The following is a 16,027-nucleotide window of genomic DNA, read 5'->3' on the forward strand; positions in this document are numbered from 1 at the left end:
CCATCTCTCCCACTTGGCCTCCGGACTGGCGGATCGGAGTGGATTTCGGCTCGATGAACGACCCCTGGCGATGGGTGCCACGCCTCTTGTCACGAGCGGCAAGACAGCTTCGCGGTGCGCGCCGGCGCGATTTCGTCATTCCGTTACGTCATTTCGTTTCGTCACCGTGACGATTGACGGAACGGAATAGCCCGGCGTGCCATCCGGGCGCCGTGTGGACGCCGACTCGGCCCGTGGCCTGACCTCGTGCGCGGAACGCTGCCGGAACTCGGCGTCGTGGCCCAGGTCGGGCCGCACCAGGTTGCTCACGACGGCCCTGCCGGCCGGCGCCATCCCCAGTAGACCTGCCCCCTCCCTCCCGTGCCGAGCCCGCCACCGATCCGGTAGCGCCCGACCTGGCGCGGGCGCCGGAGCCGTACGTTCGAGCCTTGACAGCCGCACTCGCCGAGCGAGGATGGAGCGGACGGGCGAGCTCACTGGGGGTGCGGCAATGGCGGCGGAGCAACCGTTAGGTCCGGACGACATCGACTTCTCCGACCCGGGGTTCTGGGCGCGTCCGTTGCGGGACCGCGAGGCGGCGTTCGCCTTGCTGCGCCGGCAGCGCTCGGCGCCTTTCTACGCGGTGACGGAGAACTTGGGGGCCGGGCCGGGAGGCGGCGGCTACTACCTGCTGACCCGGCATGCCGACGTGCTGGAGGTCAGCCGCCGGCCGAAGGTCTTCTCCTCGGCGTCGGGGATCAGGATCGCTGACAAGCCGGAGAGTTCTTCGAGGTCTTCGACTCGATGATCGAGATGGACGACCCGCGGCACGCCCGGCACCGGCGGATCGTCTCCCGCGCCTTCACCCCGCGGATGATCCAGCGGTTCACCGATGACGTGGAACTGACCGCCGCCGGCATCGTCGATGCCGTCGCCGACCGCGGCTCCTGCGACTTCGTCGCCGAGATCGCGGCCCGACTACCCTTGAAGATCATCTGCGATCTCATGGGCATCGACGACAAGGACCAGGGGTTCGTCTTCGAGCGCACCAACAGGATCCTCGGCGCCGAGGACCCCGAGTACGCGGCGGAGCCCGGCGCCTCCGGCGCGACGATGCTGCACGCCGCGAACGAGCTGGCCGCCCTCGTCCAGGAGCTCGCCCGGTCGCGCGCCGCCCGTCCGACCGACGACCTGACCTCCGCGCTCGTCAACGCCAACATCGACGGGGAGAAGCTGACCTGGCAGGAGCTGGCGTCGTTCTTCGTCCTGCTCGTCATCGCCGGCAACGAGACCACGCGCAACGCCATCTCCCACGGGCTGAAGCTGCTCACCGAGCACCCCGATCAGAAAGCCCTGTGGCAGTCCGACTTCGAACGGTACGCCCCCGGCGCGGTCGAGGAGATCGTCCGGGTCGCCTCCCCGGTGATCTACATGCGGCGTTCGCTGACCCAGGACTACGAGACGGCCGCCGGGCAGCGTTTCAAGGAACACGACAAGGTGGTCATGGTCTACTGGTCGGCCAACCGGGACGAGACGGTGTTCGACGACCCGCACCGCTTCGACATCACCCGCGATCCCAACCCGCACGTCGGGTTCGGCGCCGCCGGTCCCCACTTCTGCCTCGGCGCCCACCTGGCCCGGCGCGAGATCACCGTCATGTTCAGGGAGCTGTTCCGCAAGCTCCCCGACATCCGCGCGGCAGGCGAACCGGATCGGCTCCAGTCCAACTTCATCAACGGCATCAAACGCCTGCCCTGCGAGTTCACCCCCACATCGACCCGCACCACCGGCTCATAGCCGTCCCGGTCGCATCCAGCGGCCGCCGGATCATCTTCCGGGTGACGATGCCGGTTCCGCGGTGGCGACCGCGCCGCTGACCTCGCCGACCAGGCCGCAACCGACGCCCGCCGCGACGCGGACGCCCGCGTGGCCGAAGCACAGCGGATCGCCGACGAACGCGTCGACCAGGCGGCGCCGGACGCGGCCGAGCAGGTGCATGCCGCCCAGCAGCGCGCCGACGCCGCCATCGAGCAGGCCCGCGACGAGGCCGACCAGGTCCGGGAGACCTCGGCCGCCGACGTCCAGCGCGCCCAGGCTGACGTCGCGGCCGCCCGCGCCGAAGCCGAGCAGACCAAGGCGGCGGCCGCCGACACGATCCGCACCCAGGAGCAGGCCGCCCGCGACATCCAGACCGCCCAACTGGCGCAGGCCCGCGCCGAGCAGGGCGAAGCCGACGCCCGCCGGGCACTCGAACGCGCCGAGCAGGCAGCCGAACGCGACACGCTGCTCAGGTCACACCAGGCCGAGATCGCCGCGCTCGCCGCGCCGACCGAGCCACCGAGGCGGCCAAGCGGGAACGCGCCGCCCACGAGGACCTGGCCACCCCGCTTCGCGCTGCAGGAGGCCGCGTCTAGCCACCTAACTCACTAGTACGTACATTAGGGAATCATGTCAAGCGTCCTGGTCCTGAAGCGGTTGTACCGCACCCTGCTCGGCCGCCGCGAGCTTCCCGCGGAGGGTGGCGGCACTCCGGCGGACGCCGAGGAGGTCTGCCGTGACACCGCTGCCGCGTGCGGGCCGGCCGCTGATCACCCATATGTCGCGCTTGCTGGAAAGGAAAAAGATGGCCTCATTCCTGGTTGGGCTGATCGGCGCGGGCATCGGGCCCTCCTTGAGCCCGCCGCTGCATGAGCGGGAGGCCGCGCACCACGGATTGCCCTACGTCTACCGGCTGCTCGACACCGACCGGCTCGGGCTCGACGTGGGCGGGCTGGTGCGCACGGCCCGCCGGTTCGGGTTCGACGGCCTGAACATCACCCACCCGTGCAAGCAGAGCGTCATCCCGCACCTCGACGAGCTGTCGCCGGACGCCCGCATGCTCGGCGCCGTCAACACCGTGCTCTTCGACGGCGAGCGGGCCGTCGGCCACAACACTGACTGGACGGGCTTCGCCGAGTCGTTCGCCCGTGGCCTGCCCGAAGCTCCCACGCATCGCGTCGTGCAGCTGGGGGCCGGAGGTGCGGGAGCAGCCGTGGCGCACGCGATGCTCACCATGGGCGCCGACCTGGTCACGATCGTGGACGTCGATCCGGTACGGGCACGCGCCCTGGCCGAGAAGCTGGCCGGTCGCTTCGGGGCCGAGCGCGCGTGCCACGCGATCGCGTCCGAGCTGCCGGAGCTGCTGGCCGCGGCAGACGGCCTGGTGCATGCGACCCCGACGGGGATGGCGCACCATCCGGGGATGCCGTTGCCGGCCGGGCTGCTGCACCCGGGCCTGTGGGTGGCCGACATCGTCTACCGGCCGCTGGAGACGGAGCTGCTGCGGCAGGCGCGGGCGCTCGGCTGCCGCACCCTCGACGGCGGCGGCATGGTCGTCTTCCAGGCCGCGCACGCCTTCCGCCTGTTCACCGGCCGTGAGCCGGACGCCGAGCGCATGCTCGCCCACCTGACCGAACTCCTCGCCGTCTGAAGGAGAAATCGGTGCGCAAATCCATCGCTACCGTGTCGGTCAGCGGCACGCTCATCGAGAAGCTGGAGGCGATCGCCGCCGCCGGCTTCGACGGTGTGGAGATCTTCGAGAACGACCTGCTCGCCTGCTCGATGCCGCCGGAGGAGATCCGGGCCCGCGCCGCCGACCTGGGGCTGACCATCGACCTCTACCAGCCCTTCCGTGACTTCGAGTCCGTGCCGGACGACCTGCTGGCCAGGAACCTGCGGCGGGCCGAGCACAAGTTCCAGCTGATGGAGCGCCTCGGCACGGATCTGCTGCTGGTGTGCTCCAACGTCTCACCCGGCGCGATCGGCGACGACGATCTGGCCGCCGCACAGTTGCGGACGCTGGCCGAGCGGGCCGCCGAGCACGGCATCCGCATCGCGTACGAGGCGCTGGCCTGGGGCCGGCACGTCAACGAGTACCTGCACGCCTGGCGCGTCGTGCAGCTGGCCGACCACCCCGGCCTGGGCACCTGCCTGGACAGCTTCCACATCCTTTCTCGCGGTTCCGACCCCATCGGCATCGAAGCCATCCCCGGCGAGAAGATCTTCTTCCTCCAGCTCGCCGACGCACCGCTGCTGGCCATGGACGTGTTGCAGTGGAGCCGCCACTACCGCTGCTTCCCCGGCCAGGGGAACTTCGACGTGGCGGGGCTGGTGAGGCACACGCTGAACGCCGGATACGCCGGCCCGCTGTCGCTGGAGGTGTTCAACGACCACTTCCGCCAGGCCGACACCCGACGCACCGCGAGGGACGGCATGCGCTCGCTCATCGCGCTGGAGGCAGAGCTGAAGGGCGCCACGCGGCCCCCCGTCCCGTCCGGGTTCGCCTTCGCCGAACTGGCCGACACCGGCGCGCTCGGTGAAGTGCTGTCCGCGCTCGGCTTCGTGCGTACCGGGGGGCATCCCACGAAACCGGTCGAGCTGTGGGAACAGGGCGGGGCACGGCTGCTGCTCAACGCCACCGGCGCCGCCCCCGCTCTCGTCGCCCTGGGGCTGGAAAGCCCCGACCCGGCCGGGGCGGTCAAGCACGCCGAATCACTGCTGTCACCGGTCCTGCCCCGAGAGCGCGCGCCGCGGGAGGCCCGGCTGGACGCCATCGCCGCGCCGGACGGCACCCAGATCTTCTTCTGTGACGATTCCTGGCTGTCGGACTTCGCCCCCGACCCGGACGGGCGGGCCGGGGGAGAGATCACCGGTATCGATCACGTGGCGCTCACCCAGCCGTGGCATTACTTCGACGAGGCGGAGCTGTTCTACCGCAGCGTGCTCGGCCTGCGCCCGCAAGGCAGCCTGGAGCTGCCCGACCCGTACGGACTGCTGCGCAGCAAGGCCATGTCCGCCCGCGATGGCGCCGTCCGCATGGTCGTCAACATCGCGCAGGTCGGCGCCGGCGACATCCCGTGGCAGCACGTCGCGCTGGCCTGCGACGGCGTCCTGGCTGTCGCCCGCAGGCTGCGCGCGGAGCACCCCGGCCTGCTGCTGCCGATCCCCGGCAACTACTACGACGACCTGCAAGCCCGCTACGAGGTCGATCCCGAGCTGCGTCGTCTCGGCGTGCTCTATGACCGCGACGAGGACGGCGGCGAGTTCCTGCACCTGTACACCGTCACCGTGGGCCGGGTGTTCTTCGAGCTCGTCCAGCGGATCGGGGGATATGACGGCTATGGAGCCGCCAACGCTCCCATCCGGCTCGCCGTACAACATTCCGGAGATAACTAAGATAGGCAGGTGACAGCCTCCGCCTCCTCCCCGTCCGGCACAGCCGATCGCCGGCGTGACGCCGATCGCACCAAGGCGGAGATCCTGGAGGTCGCCCAGCAGGAGTTCGCCCGCCACGGCTACGCGGGTGCGCGGGTCGATGAGATCGCCGCTCGGATGCGCACCACCAAGCGCATGATCTACTACTACTTCGGCAGCAAGGAGCGGCTCTACATCTCGGTGCTGGAGAGGGCCTACACCGAGGTCAGGGCGGTGGAGCGCACGGTCGACGTGCACCACCTGGCCCCGGTGGAGGCCATCCGCACGCTGGCCGAGCTGACCTTCGACCACCACGACGCCCATCGCGACTTCATCAAGCTGGTCGCGATCGAGAACATCCACCAGGCTGAGCACATCCGCAAGTCGCAGGCGCTGGCCGGCCTCGGCGCGCCCGTACTCGACCTCATCGAGTCCATCCTCGACGCGGGTACGGCGAGCGGCGACTTCGTCACCGAGGCCGACGCTGTCGACGTGCACATGCTGATCAGCTCGTTCTGCTTCTTCCGGGTGGCCAACCAGCACACCTTCGAGGCGCTGTTCGGGCGCGACATGACCGCGCCCGGACACCGCGACCGGCTGCGCCGGACGGTGGGGGAGATGGTCGTCGCCTACCTGCGCGGCCAGGGCCGTAGCAGCTGATCAAGGAGCGCGCGCCTCAGGCGGGCAGGACCTCGATCTTGCCCGTCGGCCGGGGACTGTGGGTGTCGTTGAAGAAGTACTCGCCGGGCCGGGTGAAGGTGTACTGGAAGGACTCGTCCGGCCTGAGCCTGACGTCGAACAGGCCCTCGAAGAACTGCGTGGCCCCGTGGACGTTGACGTTGTCGGCGGGGTTGAGGAAGGTGACCGTCGTGCCGACCGGCACCCGCAGATGGGTGGGCGCCATGGCGTTGACGGCCGTGGACTCGACCGTGCCCACCTGCCCGTTCTGGTACGTGCGGGCCAGCACGACGGTGTTGCCGACCGCGCTGCCGTCGACGGGGGAGCCGGAGACCGGCCGCCGGATGACCGGGGCGGGCGGGGTGGCGGCTGGCGGCACGGTACCTCCCAGTTTGAGGGCCCACAGGTGGTCCCCACGAGGGGCCGAGTTGCCGTACGGGATGCTGGTGCCGCCCGCGAAGACCGCGACGTACTGCTCGCCGTCGATCTCGTAGGCGATCGGGCTGCTGCTGATCGCGGCGCCGGTCTGCCAGCGCCACAGCTCACGGCCGTCGCGGGCGTCCAGGCACAGCAGGTTGCCGTCGGGCTGGCCGATGAACAGCAGATCGGCGGCGGTGGTGAGGATGCCGTTGCCATGGGCCAGCGAGTACGGCATGTTCTTCTTCCACCGCACCCGGTTGGTGCTCGGGTCGACGGCCACGATGCCCCCGGTCTGGTACTCGCCGGGAGGCCGCAGGCCGTTGGACGATTCCGTCAGGGAGTGCGCGGCCGCGACGTACCCGAAGCCGGTGTAGACCAGGCGGGTGCTGTGGCTGTAGGACTGGTGGCTCCAGTCGGCGCCGCCGCCGTGGCCGGGGATGCTGAGGATCGGCTCGTCCCAGTGCGGGGCGAACAGCGAGCCGATGGTGTAGTTGGGGACGGCGCGGTGCGGCGCGCCCGGGATCTCGGTGCCGAGCGGTTGGCGCACCGGCGTCAGCTCCGTCCAGCCGCCCTGGCGCGGGAACGGCTGGGTGGGCCAGGTCTTCTGCCGGGGCTCCTGCGGCACGGGCACCTCGTCGATGCCGAGCGGCGCCGAGCCGTCGGCGCGGTCGAGGATGTAGTACATGCCGGTTTTGCTGCCGTAGACGACGAGCTTACGCACCCGGCCTCGGATGCGGGCGTCGACCAGGACGGGCGCCATGACATTGTCCATGTCCCAGATGTCGTGGTGGACCGACTGGAAGTGCCAGCGGTAGGCGCCGGTCTTCAGGTCCATGGCCACGATCGAGTTGGCGAACAGGTTCTGCCCGCCGCGGCCGGAGCCGTCCTGGGAGGAGTTGGCGCCCCTGGCGTTGCCGAACGTCCAGTACACCAGGCCGAGCTCCGGGTCGATGGCGCAGTGCATCCACGGGGTGGCGCCGCCGGTCTGCCAGGAGTCTCCCTCCCAGGTGTCGTTGCCGAATTCGCCTGGACCCGGCACGCCCCAGAAGTGCCAGATCATGTCGCCGGTCCGGGCGTCGAAGGCGAGCGCGGCGCCGCGCGGGCCGTCGTTGGTGCCGCAGTAGAGCATCCCGTCGTGGTAGGTGACCGCGACCTTCTCCAGGTTGCCGTACCCGTTGTGCTGGCGTTCCCAGAGCACCTGGCCGGTGCGCTGGTCAAGGGCGATCAGCCAGTTGCCGTTGGCGCACGTGTAGACCTTGCCGTCGCCGATCGCCACCCCGCGCCGGGTGACCGAGCCACGGGTCTGCTCGTACTTCCACAGGGTCCGGCCGGTACGTCCGTCCACGGCGAACACGTTGCCCAGCGCCGACTCGATGTAGAGCACGCCGTCCACGGCCACGGCGGTGCTCTGATTGTTGCCGGACGTGAGGCCGCCCTCGATGTGGTTCACCCACGCGCCGCGCAGCCGCCTGACGTTGCCGCGGTGCACGGAGCGCAGCCGGCTGTGGTTCTGGTTGCCGAGGTTGCCGCCGATCTTGGGGAAGTCCCGGCCGGCGCGATGGGTCGCTGCGGCGGCCGGCGTCTGCGCGGCTCCCGCAAGGGCGACGGCGGCGACGGCGCCCGCGAGTAACTCTCTCCGACGGACCATGGCCATCCCTTCATGTACCACTGGGTGGACTGTTGCTTCCATCTGATGGACGCACCATAGATCGCGGCGAAGAAGCCGTCAACGGACCATTCAATCCACCTGGCGGACCATGATCCAGCGCATGCCCAAGAGGCCGGAGGGAGCTGTCAGAGACCGAGATAGATACGCCGGACCTGGGGGTCGTGGCTCAGCTCGGCCGAGGTGCCGCTGGCGGCGATCTCGCCGTTCTCCATGACCAGGCAGGTGGTGGTGACATCGAAGGTGAGCTTGGCGTTCTGCTCGACGAGCAGGATGGCCAGGCCCGCGGCGTTGAGCTTCTTGAGCACGCCGGCGATGTCGCCCACGAGTTTGGGAGACAGCCCCATCGAGGGCTCGTCCAGCAGCATCACCTGGGGCCGGCACATCATGGCCCGGCCGACGGCCAGCATCTGCTGCTGGCCGCCGGACAGGGCGCCGGCCAGGCGGCCGCGCATCTCGCCCAGCACCGGGAACAGGTCGAACACCTCGTCGATCGGGGTGCGCTTCCAGCTGCTGGTGTACGCGCCGAGCAACAGGTTCTTCTCCACCGTGAGCCCGGGAAAGACGTGCCGGCCCTCGGGGACGTAGCCGATGCCGTGCCGCACCAGCGTGTGCGCGGGCGCGCGGAGCAGGTCGTGCTCGCCGAAACGGATGCTCTTGGCCTGCCGCGGGGCCAGCCCCATGACCGCCTTGAGGGTGGAGGTCTTGCCCGCCCCGTTCGCGCCGATGATGCCCAGCGACTGGCCGGGTCCAAGGGTGAAGGACACGTCGTGGGCGGCACGGACGCCGCCGTAGTGAACCGACAGTGCTTCCACGGTCAGCGTGGTCATCGAGCGGCCTCCTCGGCAGCGGCTTCGGCGGTGGCCTCGGTCGGTGCGGACATCGAGTCACCGAGGTAGGCGGCGACCACGTCGGGGTGGACGGCGACCTCGGCCGGCCGGCCGTCAGCGATGACCTTGCCGTTGGACAACACGGTGACCTGGTCGCACAGGGACATCACCAGGCCCATGTTGTGCTCGATGATGATCACAGTGACGCCCGAGTCCCTGATGGACCGGACGATCTCCGCGAGCTGGCGCACCTCTTCGCCGTTGAGGCCGGCGGCGGGTTCGTCGAGCAGCAGCAAGGTGGGGGACATGGCCATGGCGCGGGCCAGCTCGATACGGCGCTGGATCCCGTACGGCAGCGAGCGCGGTTCGGCGTCGGCGACCTCGGCGAGCCCGAAACGGCCGATGAGGTCCTCCACCCGCCGCCGCAGCGCCCGCTCATAACCCAGCACCTTCCACGGCACGCTCGGATAGCGCCAGATCCACCAGGTACGGGTGCGGTCCAGGCCGAGGAGCAGGTTCTCGCGCACGCTGAGGTCCTCGAACAGGCGCAGGTTCTGGAAGGTCCGGGCGACGCGGCGCTGCGCGAGCCGGTACGGAGCGAGCCCGGTCACCTCGCGCCCGCGCAGGAGCACCGATCCCTGGCTGGGCGAGTAGAAGCCGCTGACCACGTTGAACAGGGTCGTCTTGCCCGAGCCGTTGGGACCGACGATGCCGCGGATCTGACCCGCTGGAACGGTGAGGGACACGTCGTCGAGCGCGACCAGGCCCTTGAACCGCATCGTCACGTCCCGGATCTGCAGGACGTCCTCCTCGGTGGCTCGCGGCGCGGTGTCGTAGGGCTGGAACGGGCCGAGCTGGGCACGCGAGCCGCTACCGCGCCCACGGAGCAGGGACCGGATCTGCTCGGGCAGGCCCGCCAGCCCCTTGGGCGCGAACACCACCACGAGCACGACGACGAGGCCGTAACCGAGCTGGGCGAAGCCTGAGGCGTCCAGCAGCGCCTCCCTGACCAAGGCCAGTGCGACAGCGCCGACCACACAGCCCAGGATGCTGCTGCGGCCACCGATGATCACCATGGCGAGCAGCAGGAACATGTTGGCGATGTTGAACGACTCAGGGGCGACGAAGCGGATCAGCCCGGCGTACAGGATGCCGGCCAGCCCGCCGTACAGGCCGGACAGCACGAACGCGGTCATGCGCAGCAGCGGGATCTCCGCTCCGAGAGATCCGGCGGCCAGGTCGTCGTCGCGCATCGCGCGCAGCCGGCGACCCAGCGGCGAGCGGGTGACCAGGAGGGCGAAGGCCAGCGCCACGGCGAAGACGATCAGCTCGACGTAATAGAAGAGGTAGCCGCTGGACAGATCGATCCCGAACATCGGCGGCACCGGGATGTCGCTGATGCCCTCGGCGCGGCCGGCGATGTGGGCGTTGGTGACCCAGTTCGTGAACGCCAGCGCCAGGCCGAGGGTGACGATGCCGAGGTAGTGCGACTGCATGCGCAGCGCGGGGATGCCCACCAGGACACCGAACACCACGGCGGCCAGCAGAGCCAGCACGGACGCCGTCCAGAATCCGAGCCCCGCCTGCGTGGTGAGGATGGCGACCGTGTAGGCGCCGACGCCGAAGAAGGCGACCTGGGCCAGGTTGATCTGCCCGGCCACGCCCATGGTCAGGCCGAGCCCGACGGCCAGGATCGCGAAGATGATCGCGACATCGACGACGTGGATGGCGTAACCACCCAGACCGTAGGGCAGCAGCCACGCGGCCACCACCACGGGCACGAGCCACATCAGACGTTTCATGCGCGGTTCACCGTGGCCTCTCCGAAGATGCCGGTGGGGCGGACCATGACGATGACGGCGAACACCAGGAAGGTGACCAGCTCGGAGTACTCCTGGAAGTTGCCGGCGGCGAAGGAGTCGAGCAGGCCGAAGACCAGGCCGCCGACGATCGCGCCGGGCATGCTGCCGAACCCGCCGAGCATGGCCGCGGCGAAACCCTTGATGCCGAGGGTGCCGCCCATCGTCGGGTTGACGTACAACATGGGGCCGATCAGGCTGCCGGCCAGCGCGGCCAGACCGGCGCCGATGGCGAAGGCCATGGCGTTGCTGCGCCCGACGTGGATGCCGACCGCGGTGGCGGCCTGGTGGTCCATGGCGACCGCCTGCATGGCCGCGCCGCGCTTCGTGCGCTGCAGGAACAGCGCCAGCAGGCCGGTCGCCGCCGCCGCCACGGCGATGACCATCAGGCTGTAGGTGGGAATGCGGATGCCCGCCACGTCGATCGGACCGGTCGCGACGGGGGACGGCACGGCATGCCCGGTCGCGCCCCAGACGAGCACGGCCCCCGCCTCCAGGACCGCGCCGAAGCCGATCGTGCCGATCAGCATCAGCGTGAAGTCCTTGTTCTCCAGCGGGCGCAGGAAACGTTCGATGACCAGGCCGATCAGCGCGGTGACGGCGATGGCCACGATGATCGCCACCGCGAACGGCAGCTTGCTGGCCATGTAGAAGGTGGAGGCGGCGTACGCGCCGATCATCACGACGCTGCCGTGGGCGAAGTTGACCAGCCCCATCGTCCGGTAGACGATCGAGAAGCCCATCGCCACCAGCGCGTACACCGCTCCGAACGTGACCCCGCCGATCAGGGTCTGAAGGAAGACCTGCACGTCAGCTCGCGGTCTCGGGCACGACCTTGCCGTCCTTGACCAGGCCGATCTTCGTCTCGTGGATGCCGACGCCGTTGGCGTCGTAGTTGTAGTTCCCCAGCAGGCCGGCGCGCTTGACGCCGCGGATGGCGTCGGCCAGCTTCTGCCCGCCCTCGCCGTTGGTCTGCTTCAGCGCCTCGATGAGGATGGAGGCGCCGTCGTAGGCCTTGGCCACGTGCATGCGGGCGTCCTCGTTGTAGGCGGCCTTGTACTTGGCGGCGAACGCCTTGATCTCCTCGCTGGCGTCGTTGCTGAGGTACGGGGAGCTGACCACCGTGCCCTCGGCGTTCTCCAGCCCGGCGGTGGTGGCGTACACGTCGGTGCCCAACGGGGCGCCGCCCGCGAAGACCGCTTTCAGCCCCAGCTCGCGGGCCTGCTTGGCGATCAGGCCGGACTGCACCTCCTCGGCGCCGATGAACAGCACCTCGGGGTCCTGCTCGCGGATCTTGGCCAGGTTGGCGTTGAAGTCCTTCTGGTCGGGGGTGACGACCTCGTCGGCGGACGGGGTGACGTTCCTGCTCTTGAGCGAGGCGAGGAACGCGTCGTGCTCCCCGGCGCCGTAGGCGCCGTTGTTGCTGATCAGGGCGATGTTCTTCAGGCCCTTGTCGTCGACGAGGTACTTGGCCAGCGTCTCGTCGAAGGTGACGCTGGTCGGGGCGTTCAGGAACAGGAACGGGCTCTTCAGCTCGGCGAGCTTGGGCGACTGGCCGGAGGTGATGTTCGGGATCTTGGCGTCCTTCAGGATGGGAGCCATGGCCAGGGTGACCGCGCTCTCGGCGGTGCCGAGCATGGCGACGTAGCCCTCGCTGGAGATCTTCCTGGCCACGTTGGTGCCGATCGTCGGGTCACCCTGGCTGTCGAACAGGTCGAGCTGGATCTGCCGCCCGTTGACGCCGCCGGCCTTGTTGGCCTCGTCGATGGCGAGCTTGACGCCCTTGTGCTCCCACTGCCCGAGCGAGCTGAGCTGACCGCTCTGCGCGTTGACGTTGGCGATCTTGATGGGACCGGTGGCGTTCGACTCGGAGCTCTGGGACTGGCCGGGAGGGGCGCAGGCGGCGAGTGCCATCAGAGCCGCGGCTGCGATGGAGAAGCTCGTGAAACGCACGGTTCACCTCGTAGGGGGGTGGTGAGGGTTAATTCACGGACTCGTTCGTTCGTTATAACGCCAGGACGCGACTCGGGGAATCTCGAACGTGCAACGGTTTCGGCCGGGTCAGTCGGTGAAGAGACCCTGGTAGATGTCCTTGATGTTCCAGTGGCCGGGGGTCGGCACCGGTTCGTTCACCATCGGTACGTCGATCACGGCGGGGCGTCGGCTCGCGACGGCCTCGCGTAGTGCCACGCCGAGGTCGGCGGGCGTGGCGACGGTGTGGCCGTCGGCGCCGCAGGCCCTGGCGAGCGCGGCGAAGTCCGGGCTGTAGGGCCGTCCGTCAGGGCCGGTGAAGTCGCAGCCGTAGCTGCGGCCGTAGTGCGACGACTGCAGGTCGGAGATCGTGCCGTGCGCGCGGTTGTTCATCACCACGAACACCACCGGCGCGGCCTGCTCGACCGCCATGGGCACGGCCGGCAGCTGCGCGCTCATGCCGCCGTCGCCGATGAGCGCCACCACGGTCCTGCCCGGCTCGGCGAGTTGCACGCCCACCGCGGCGGCCGGGCCGAAGCCCATGGTGGAGGCGCCTCCCGGGGTGATGAAGCGGCCCTCGGGCGGCAGCTCGTAGCACTGCGCGACGCCGTTCTTGTTCCAGCCCACATCCGTCACCAGGACGGCGTCCGCGGGCAGCGCCTCCCGCACGTCCGCCAGAATGCGTTCGGGTCGCAGGGGGAAGTCCTCGCTCCTGCCGCGTTCCTGACTGGCCGAGAACAGCTGTGATCGAGCCTGCAGGATCTGCTGCCGCAGGTCGGGCCTGCTACGCGGAGCGTGGGACTTGGCGGCGTCGGCGATCGCCCTGACCGCGAGGCCCACGTCGGCCACCGCGCCGATCTCCGCCGGGTAGTTGCGGCCGATCTCGGCCGGGTCGATGTCGATCTGGATCAGCGTGCTCCCGCTGAAGTCCCAGGTGAAGCGGGGATCCCAGGAGCTGGCGTCGGTCTCGGCGAACCTGGTGGCCAGGGCGAGCACCACGTCCGCCCCGCGGGCGTAGGCGTTGGTCAGCTCCAGCCCCCAGAAGCCCGGCATCCCGAGGACCAGCGGATGGGCGTCGGGCACCGTGCCCTTGGCCATGAGCGAGTGGGCGATGGGCACATCGAGGTGCTCGGCCAGGCGGATCAGGGCTTCGGCGTCCTCGCGCAGGCCGCCGCCCACGTAGAGCAGCGGACGCTCGGCGGCGGCCAGCCGGGACGCGATCAGCTCCGCGGTGGCCTCCGGCAGGCCGGGCGGGGCCGCGTGGCTGATCGGCGGGAAGGGCGCGGCGGGCCGGGAGAAGACGTCCATCGGCACGTTGACCAGCACGGCGCCCGGCCGGCCCGAGGTCGCGGTCCAGAAGGCGCGCTCGACGAAGCGCCCGAGGTCCTGTGTCCGGTGCACGTTCCAGGTTCGCTTGACGAAGGGCCGGAACACGCTCGCCTGGTCGGCGTCCGCGTGCAGGTTGATCTCCTGGTGCGGGTGGCGGCCGTGGTAGTAGGAGGGGATGTCGCCGGAGATCACCACCAGCGGTACCGAGTCGAGCGCGGCGGTCATGACGCCGGTGGCGGCGTTGGTCAGGCCGGGACCGACGTGCACGAGCAGTACGCCCGGCTTGCCGCAGGCGCGGGCGTAGCCGTCGGCCGCGTGCGCGGCCGCCTGCTCGTGCCGGGCGATGACGAACCGGATCGGGCTGTCGGCCAGCGCGTCCAGGACGGCGATGTTGGTGTGACCGCAGGTGCCGAAGACGTACTCGACGCCGAGCGCTTCGAGTTGCGCGACCAGGGCGTGGGCGGCTGTCGTGGTCACTCGTCCCCCCAGATGGTCAGGCCCTTGAGCATGAGAGTCTTGGTCACGGTGAAGTCCTCGATCATCCAGCGCGGCGACTCGCGGCCCATGCCGGAGTCCTTCACGCCGCCGAACGGAACGTGGTCGAGACGGAAGTTGGAGGAGCCGTTCACGACCAGGCCGCCGACCTCCAGCTCGCGCCAGGCGGTTATGATCCGGCGCACGTCGTGGGTGAACAGCCCGGCCTGCAGCCCGTACGCACTGCGGTTGCACTCGGCCAGGACGTCGTCGAAATCGTCGTAGGGGAGCACGGCCACCAGCGCGCCGAAGACCTCCTCGCGGACGACTCTGGCCTCGGCGGGCGGGGCGAGGACGACGGTCGGCGCCATCACCGCGCCCTCGCGCGTGCCGCCGGTCGCCACCCGTGCGCCCTGGCCGGCCGCCTCGGCGGTCCAGCTGACGACTCGCTCGGCCGCGTCGTCGTCCACCATGGAGCCGACGTCGGTACCCGGATCCAGGGGATCGCCGACGACCAGGGCCTTCACCTCTGCGGTCAGTGATTCGGCGAACGCCTCGAAACGGGTGCGATGAACATAGACCCGCTGGACGGAGATGCAGCTCTGCCCGGAGTTGCTGAAGCCGGTGCGGGCGCACACGAGCGCCGCTTGGCCGATGTCGGCGTCCTCGCAGACAATGGTCGCGGCGTTCCCGCCGAGTTCGAGCATCACCCGTTTCGGACCGGCGGCGTGCGCGACGGCGTGACCCGCGGTGACGCCGCCGGTGAAGCTGACGACAGCGATCTGCGGCGCGGCGCACAGCCGCGCGCCCACGTCACCGCCCCCGTGCAGGACCTGCACGGCCTCCACCGGCATCCCGGCCGCGAGCAGGATCTCCACCAACGCGGTGGAGACCGCGGGCGCCTGCGGGGGAGGCTTGACGATGGTGGTGTTGCCGGCCGCGAACGAGGCGGCGAGCTTGTGAGCGAGCAGATTGGCGGGGGCGTTGAACGGAGTGATCGCCAGCACCGGGCCGGCCGGGGCTCGCTGGGTTATCGCGGTGTTGCCGATCCCGCGGCCCCATCCCGCCACCGGCAACACCTCGCCCCCGATCATCCTTGCCTCGGCGGCGGCGACGGACAAGGTGTCCGCGACGCGCAGAACTTCGCCACGTCCGTCCTTGAGTGGTTTGCCCAGCTCGAGTGCCAGCAGGCGGGTCAACCGTTCGCCCTGCTCGGAGACCGAGGCGGCGGCGCGTTCCAGGATGTCGGCCCGGGTGGCGGGCGCCAGCCGGGCGACGAATCTGGACGCCCGGCGGGCATAGGCCAGGGCCGCGTCGATGTCGCCGGGTTGTGTGGTCCGCGCCCGGCTGACAGGTTCCCGGACATAGGGGCCGATGCGATCGCTGTACGCGCCTTCGGTCAGCCACTCGCCGGCGACTAAGCACCTTGCTTCGTGGATGGTGTTCATCAAACTCCCGCTAGATCCGCGCAGTGGTTCTGTTAATCCGCACTGTGGATTGCCTCACGGTATGAGCACCGCGAAGGTTCTGGCAAGAGGGCCATGGCGGATCCACTTAGTGGAGCATATGGACCGCTAAGCGGACTAGTG

13 protein-coding genes are annotated in these 16,027 nt (G+C 69.9%); 6 read left to right on the forward strand and 7 right to left on the reverse strand.

Going from position 1 to position 16,027, the window contains the following annotated elements:
• The first annotated feature begins 490 nt into the window (after nucleotides 1–490).
• The 6 genes from E1286_RS51685 to E1286_RS07495 all read left to right on the forward strand — a co-directional run bounded on the left by E1286_RS51685 (nucleotide 491) and on the right by E1286_RS07495 (nucleotide 5,871).
• Complete coding sequence (locus E1286_RS51685) at nucleotides 491–787, forward strand: hypothetical protein (protein WP_342776165.1); 297 nt, start codon at nucleotides 491–493, stop codon at nucleotides 785–787.
• Nucleotides 784–1,776 (forward strand): cytochrome P450, encoded by a 993-nt coding sequence (locus E1286_RS07475; RefSeq protein WP_342776166.1) that lies wholly within the window; start codon nucleotides 784–786, stop codon nucleotides 1,774–1,776. The genes E1286_RS51685 and E1286_RS07475 overlap by 4 nt, the downstream gene beginning before the upstream one ends.
• A 129-nt stretch (nucleotides 1,777–1,905) precedes the next feature.
• The gene (locus E1286_RS07480; protein ID WP_132610082.1) at nucleotides 1,906–2,409 is read left to right on the forward strand and encodes a hypothetical protein; all 504 of its coding nucleotides are present in this window, start codon (nucleotides 1,906–1,908) and stop codon (nucleotides 2,407–2,409) included.
• Between the two features lie 193 nt (nucleotides 2,410–2,602).
• Complete coding sequence (locus E1286_RS07485) at nucleotides 2,603–3,448, forward strand: shikimate dehydrogenase (RefSeq protein ID WP_132610084.1); 846 nt, start codon at nucleotides 2,603–2,605, stop codon at nucleotides 3,446–3,448.
• Nucleotides 3,449–3,459: 11 nt separating this feature from the next.
• Nucleotides 3,460–5,193: a bifunctional sugar phosphate isomerase/epimerase/4-hydroxyphenylpyruvate dioxygenase family protein gene (locus E1286_RS07490; RefSeq protein WP_132610086.1), complete on the forward strand. Its 1,734-nt coding sequence runs from the start codon at nucleotides 3,460–3,462 to the stop codon at nucleotides 5,191–5,193.
• Between the two features lie 9 nt (nucleotides 5,194–5,202).
• A complete protein-coding gene (locus E1286_RS07495; RefSeq protein ID WP_132610088.1) occupies nucleotides 5,203–5,871 on the forward strand; it encodes a TetR/AcrR family transcriptional regulator in 669 nt (222 codons plus the stop codon).
• 16 nt (nucleotides 5,872–5,887) lie between these two features.
• Here E1286_RS07495 and E1286_RS07500 read toward each other — a convergent pair whose 3' ends face one another.
• The 7 genes from E1286_RS07500 to E1286_RS07530 form a co-directional block, all read right to left on the reverse strand.
• Nucleotides 5,888–7,957: an outer membrane protein assembly factor BamB family protein gene (locus E1286_RS07500; protein ID WP_223189676.1), complete on the reverse strand. Its 2,070-nt coding sequence runs from the start codon at nucleotides 7,955–7,957 to the stop codon at nucleotides 5,888–5,890.
• A gap of 146 nt (nucleotides 7,958–8,103) precedes the next feature.
• Entirely contained in the window at nucleotides 8,104–8,805 is a 702-nt protein-coding gene (locus tag E1286_RS07505; RefSeq protein WP_132610092.1) for an ABC transporter ATP-binding protein, read from the reverse strand.
• A complete protein-coding gene (locus tag E1286_RS07510) occupies nucleotides 8,802–10,607 on the reverse strand; it encodes a branched-chain amino acid ABC transporter ATP-binding protein/permease (protein ID WP_132610094.1) in 1,806 nt (601 codons plus the stop codon). Before E1286_RS07510 ends, E1286_RS07505 begins: the two co-directional genes overlap by 4 nt.
• Nucleotides 10,604–11,473 carry a branched-chain amino acid ABC transporter permease gene (locus tag E1286_RS07515; RefSeq protein WP_132610096.1) on the reverse strand — a complete coding sequence of 290 codons (870 nt, stop codon included), beginning with the start codon at nucleotides 11,471–11,473 and terminating at the stop codon, nucleotides 10,604–10,606. Before E1286_RS07515 ends, E1286_RS07510 begins: the two co-directional genes overlap by 4 nt.
• Nucleotide 11,474: 1 nt before the next feature.
• Nucleotides 11,475–12,617 (reverse strand): ABC transporter substrate-binding protein, encoded by a 1,143-nt coding sequence (locus tag E1286_RS07520; protein ID WP_132610098.1) that lies wholly within the window; start codon nucleotides 12,615–12,617, stop codon nucleotides 11,475–11,477.
• A 108-nt stretch (nucleotides 12,618–12,725) separates the two neighbouring features.
• Nucleotides 12,726–14,441, reverse strand: coding sequence for a thiamine pyrophosphate-binding protein (locus tag E1286_RS07525; protein ID WP_132610100.1), 1,716 nt, complete (start codon nucleotides 14,439–14,441; stop codon nucleotides 12,726–12,728).
• Nucleotides 14,438–15,886 (reverse strand): aldehyde dehydrogenase family protein, encoded by a 1,449-nt coding sequence (locus E1286_RS07530; RefSeq protein WP_132610102.1) that lies wholly within the window; start codon nucleotides 15,884–15,886, stop codon nucleotides 14,438–14,440. Before E1286_RS07530 ends, E1286_RS07525 begins: the two co-directional genes overlap by 4 nt.
• Between the last annotated feature and the right edge of the window lie 141 nt (nucleotides 15,887–16,027).

Source organism: Nonomuraea terrae, assembly GCF_004348995.1.
Lineage (GTDB): Bacteria > Actinomycetota > Actinomycetes > Streptosporangiales > Streptosporangiaceae > Nonomuraea > Nonomuraea terrae.

What these genes read in the sequence shown, in the direction of transcription:
- E1286_RS07505 (WP_132610092.1), bottom strand. Translation starts at nt 8,805, where the DNA reads ATGACCACGCTGACCGTGGAAGCACTGTCGGTTCACTACGGCGGCGTC.
- E1286_RS07510 (WP_132610094.1), bottom strand. Translation starts at nt 10,607, where the DNA reads ATGAAACGTCTGATGTGGCTCGTGCCCGTGGTGGTGGCCGCGTGGCTG.
- E1286_RS07475 (WP_342776166.1), top strand. Translation starts at nt 784, where the DNA reads ATGATCGAGATGGACGACCCGCGGCACGCCCGGCACCGGCGGATCGTC.
- E1286_RS07530 (WP_132610102.1), bottom strand. Translation starts at nt 15,886, where the DNA reads ATGAACACCATCCACGAAGCAAGGTGCTTAGTCGCCGGCGAGTGGCTG.
- E1286_RS51685 (WP_342776165.1), top strand. Translation starts at nt 491, where the DNA reads ATGGCGGCGGAGCAACCGTTAGGTCCGGACGACATCGACTTCTCCGAC.
- E1286_RS07485 (WP_132610084.1), top strand. Translation starts at nt 2,603, where the DNA reads ATGGCCTCATTCCTGGTTGGGCTGATCGGCGCGGGCATCGGGCCCTCC.
- E1286_RS07500 (WP_223189676.1), bottom strand. Translation starts at nt 7,957, where the DNA reads ATGGTCCGTCGGAGAGAGTTACTCGCGGGCGCCGTCGCCGCCGTCGCC.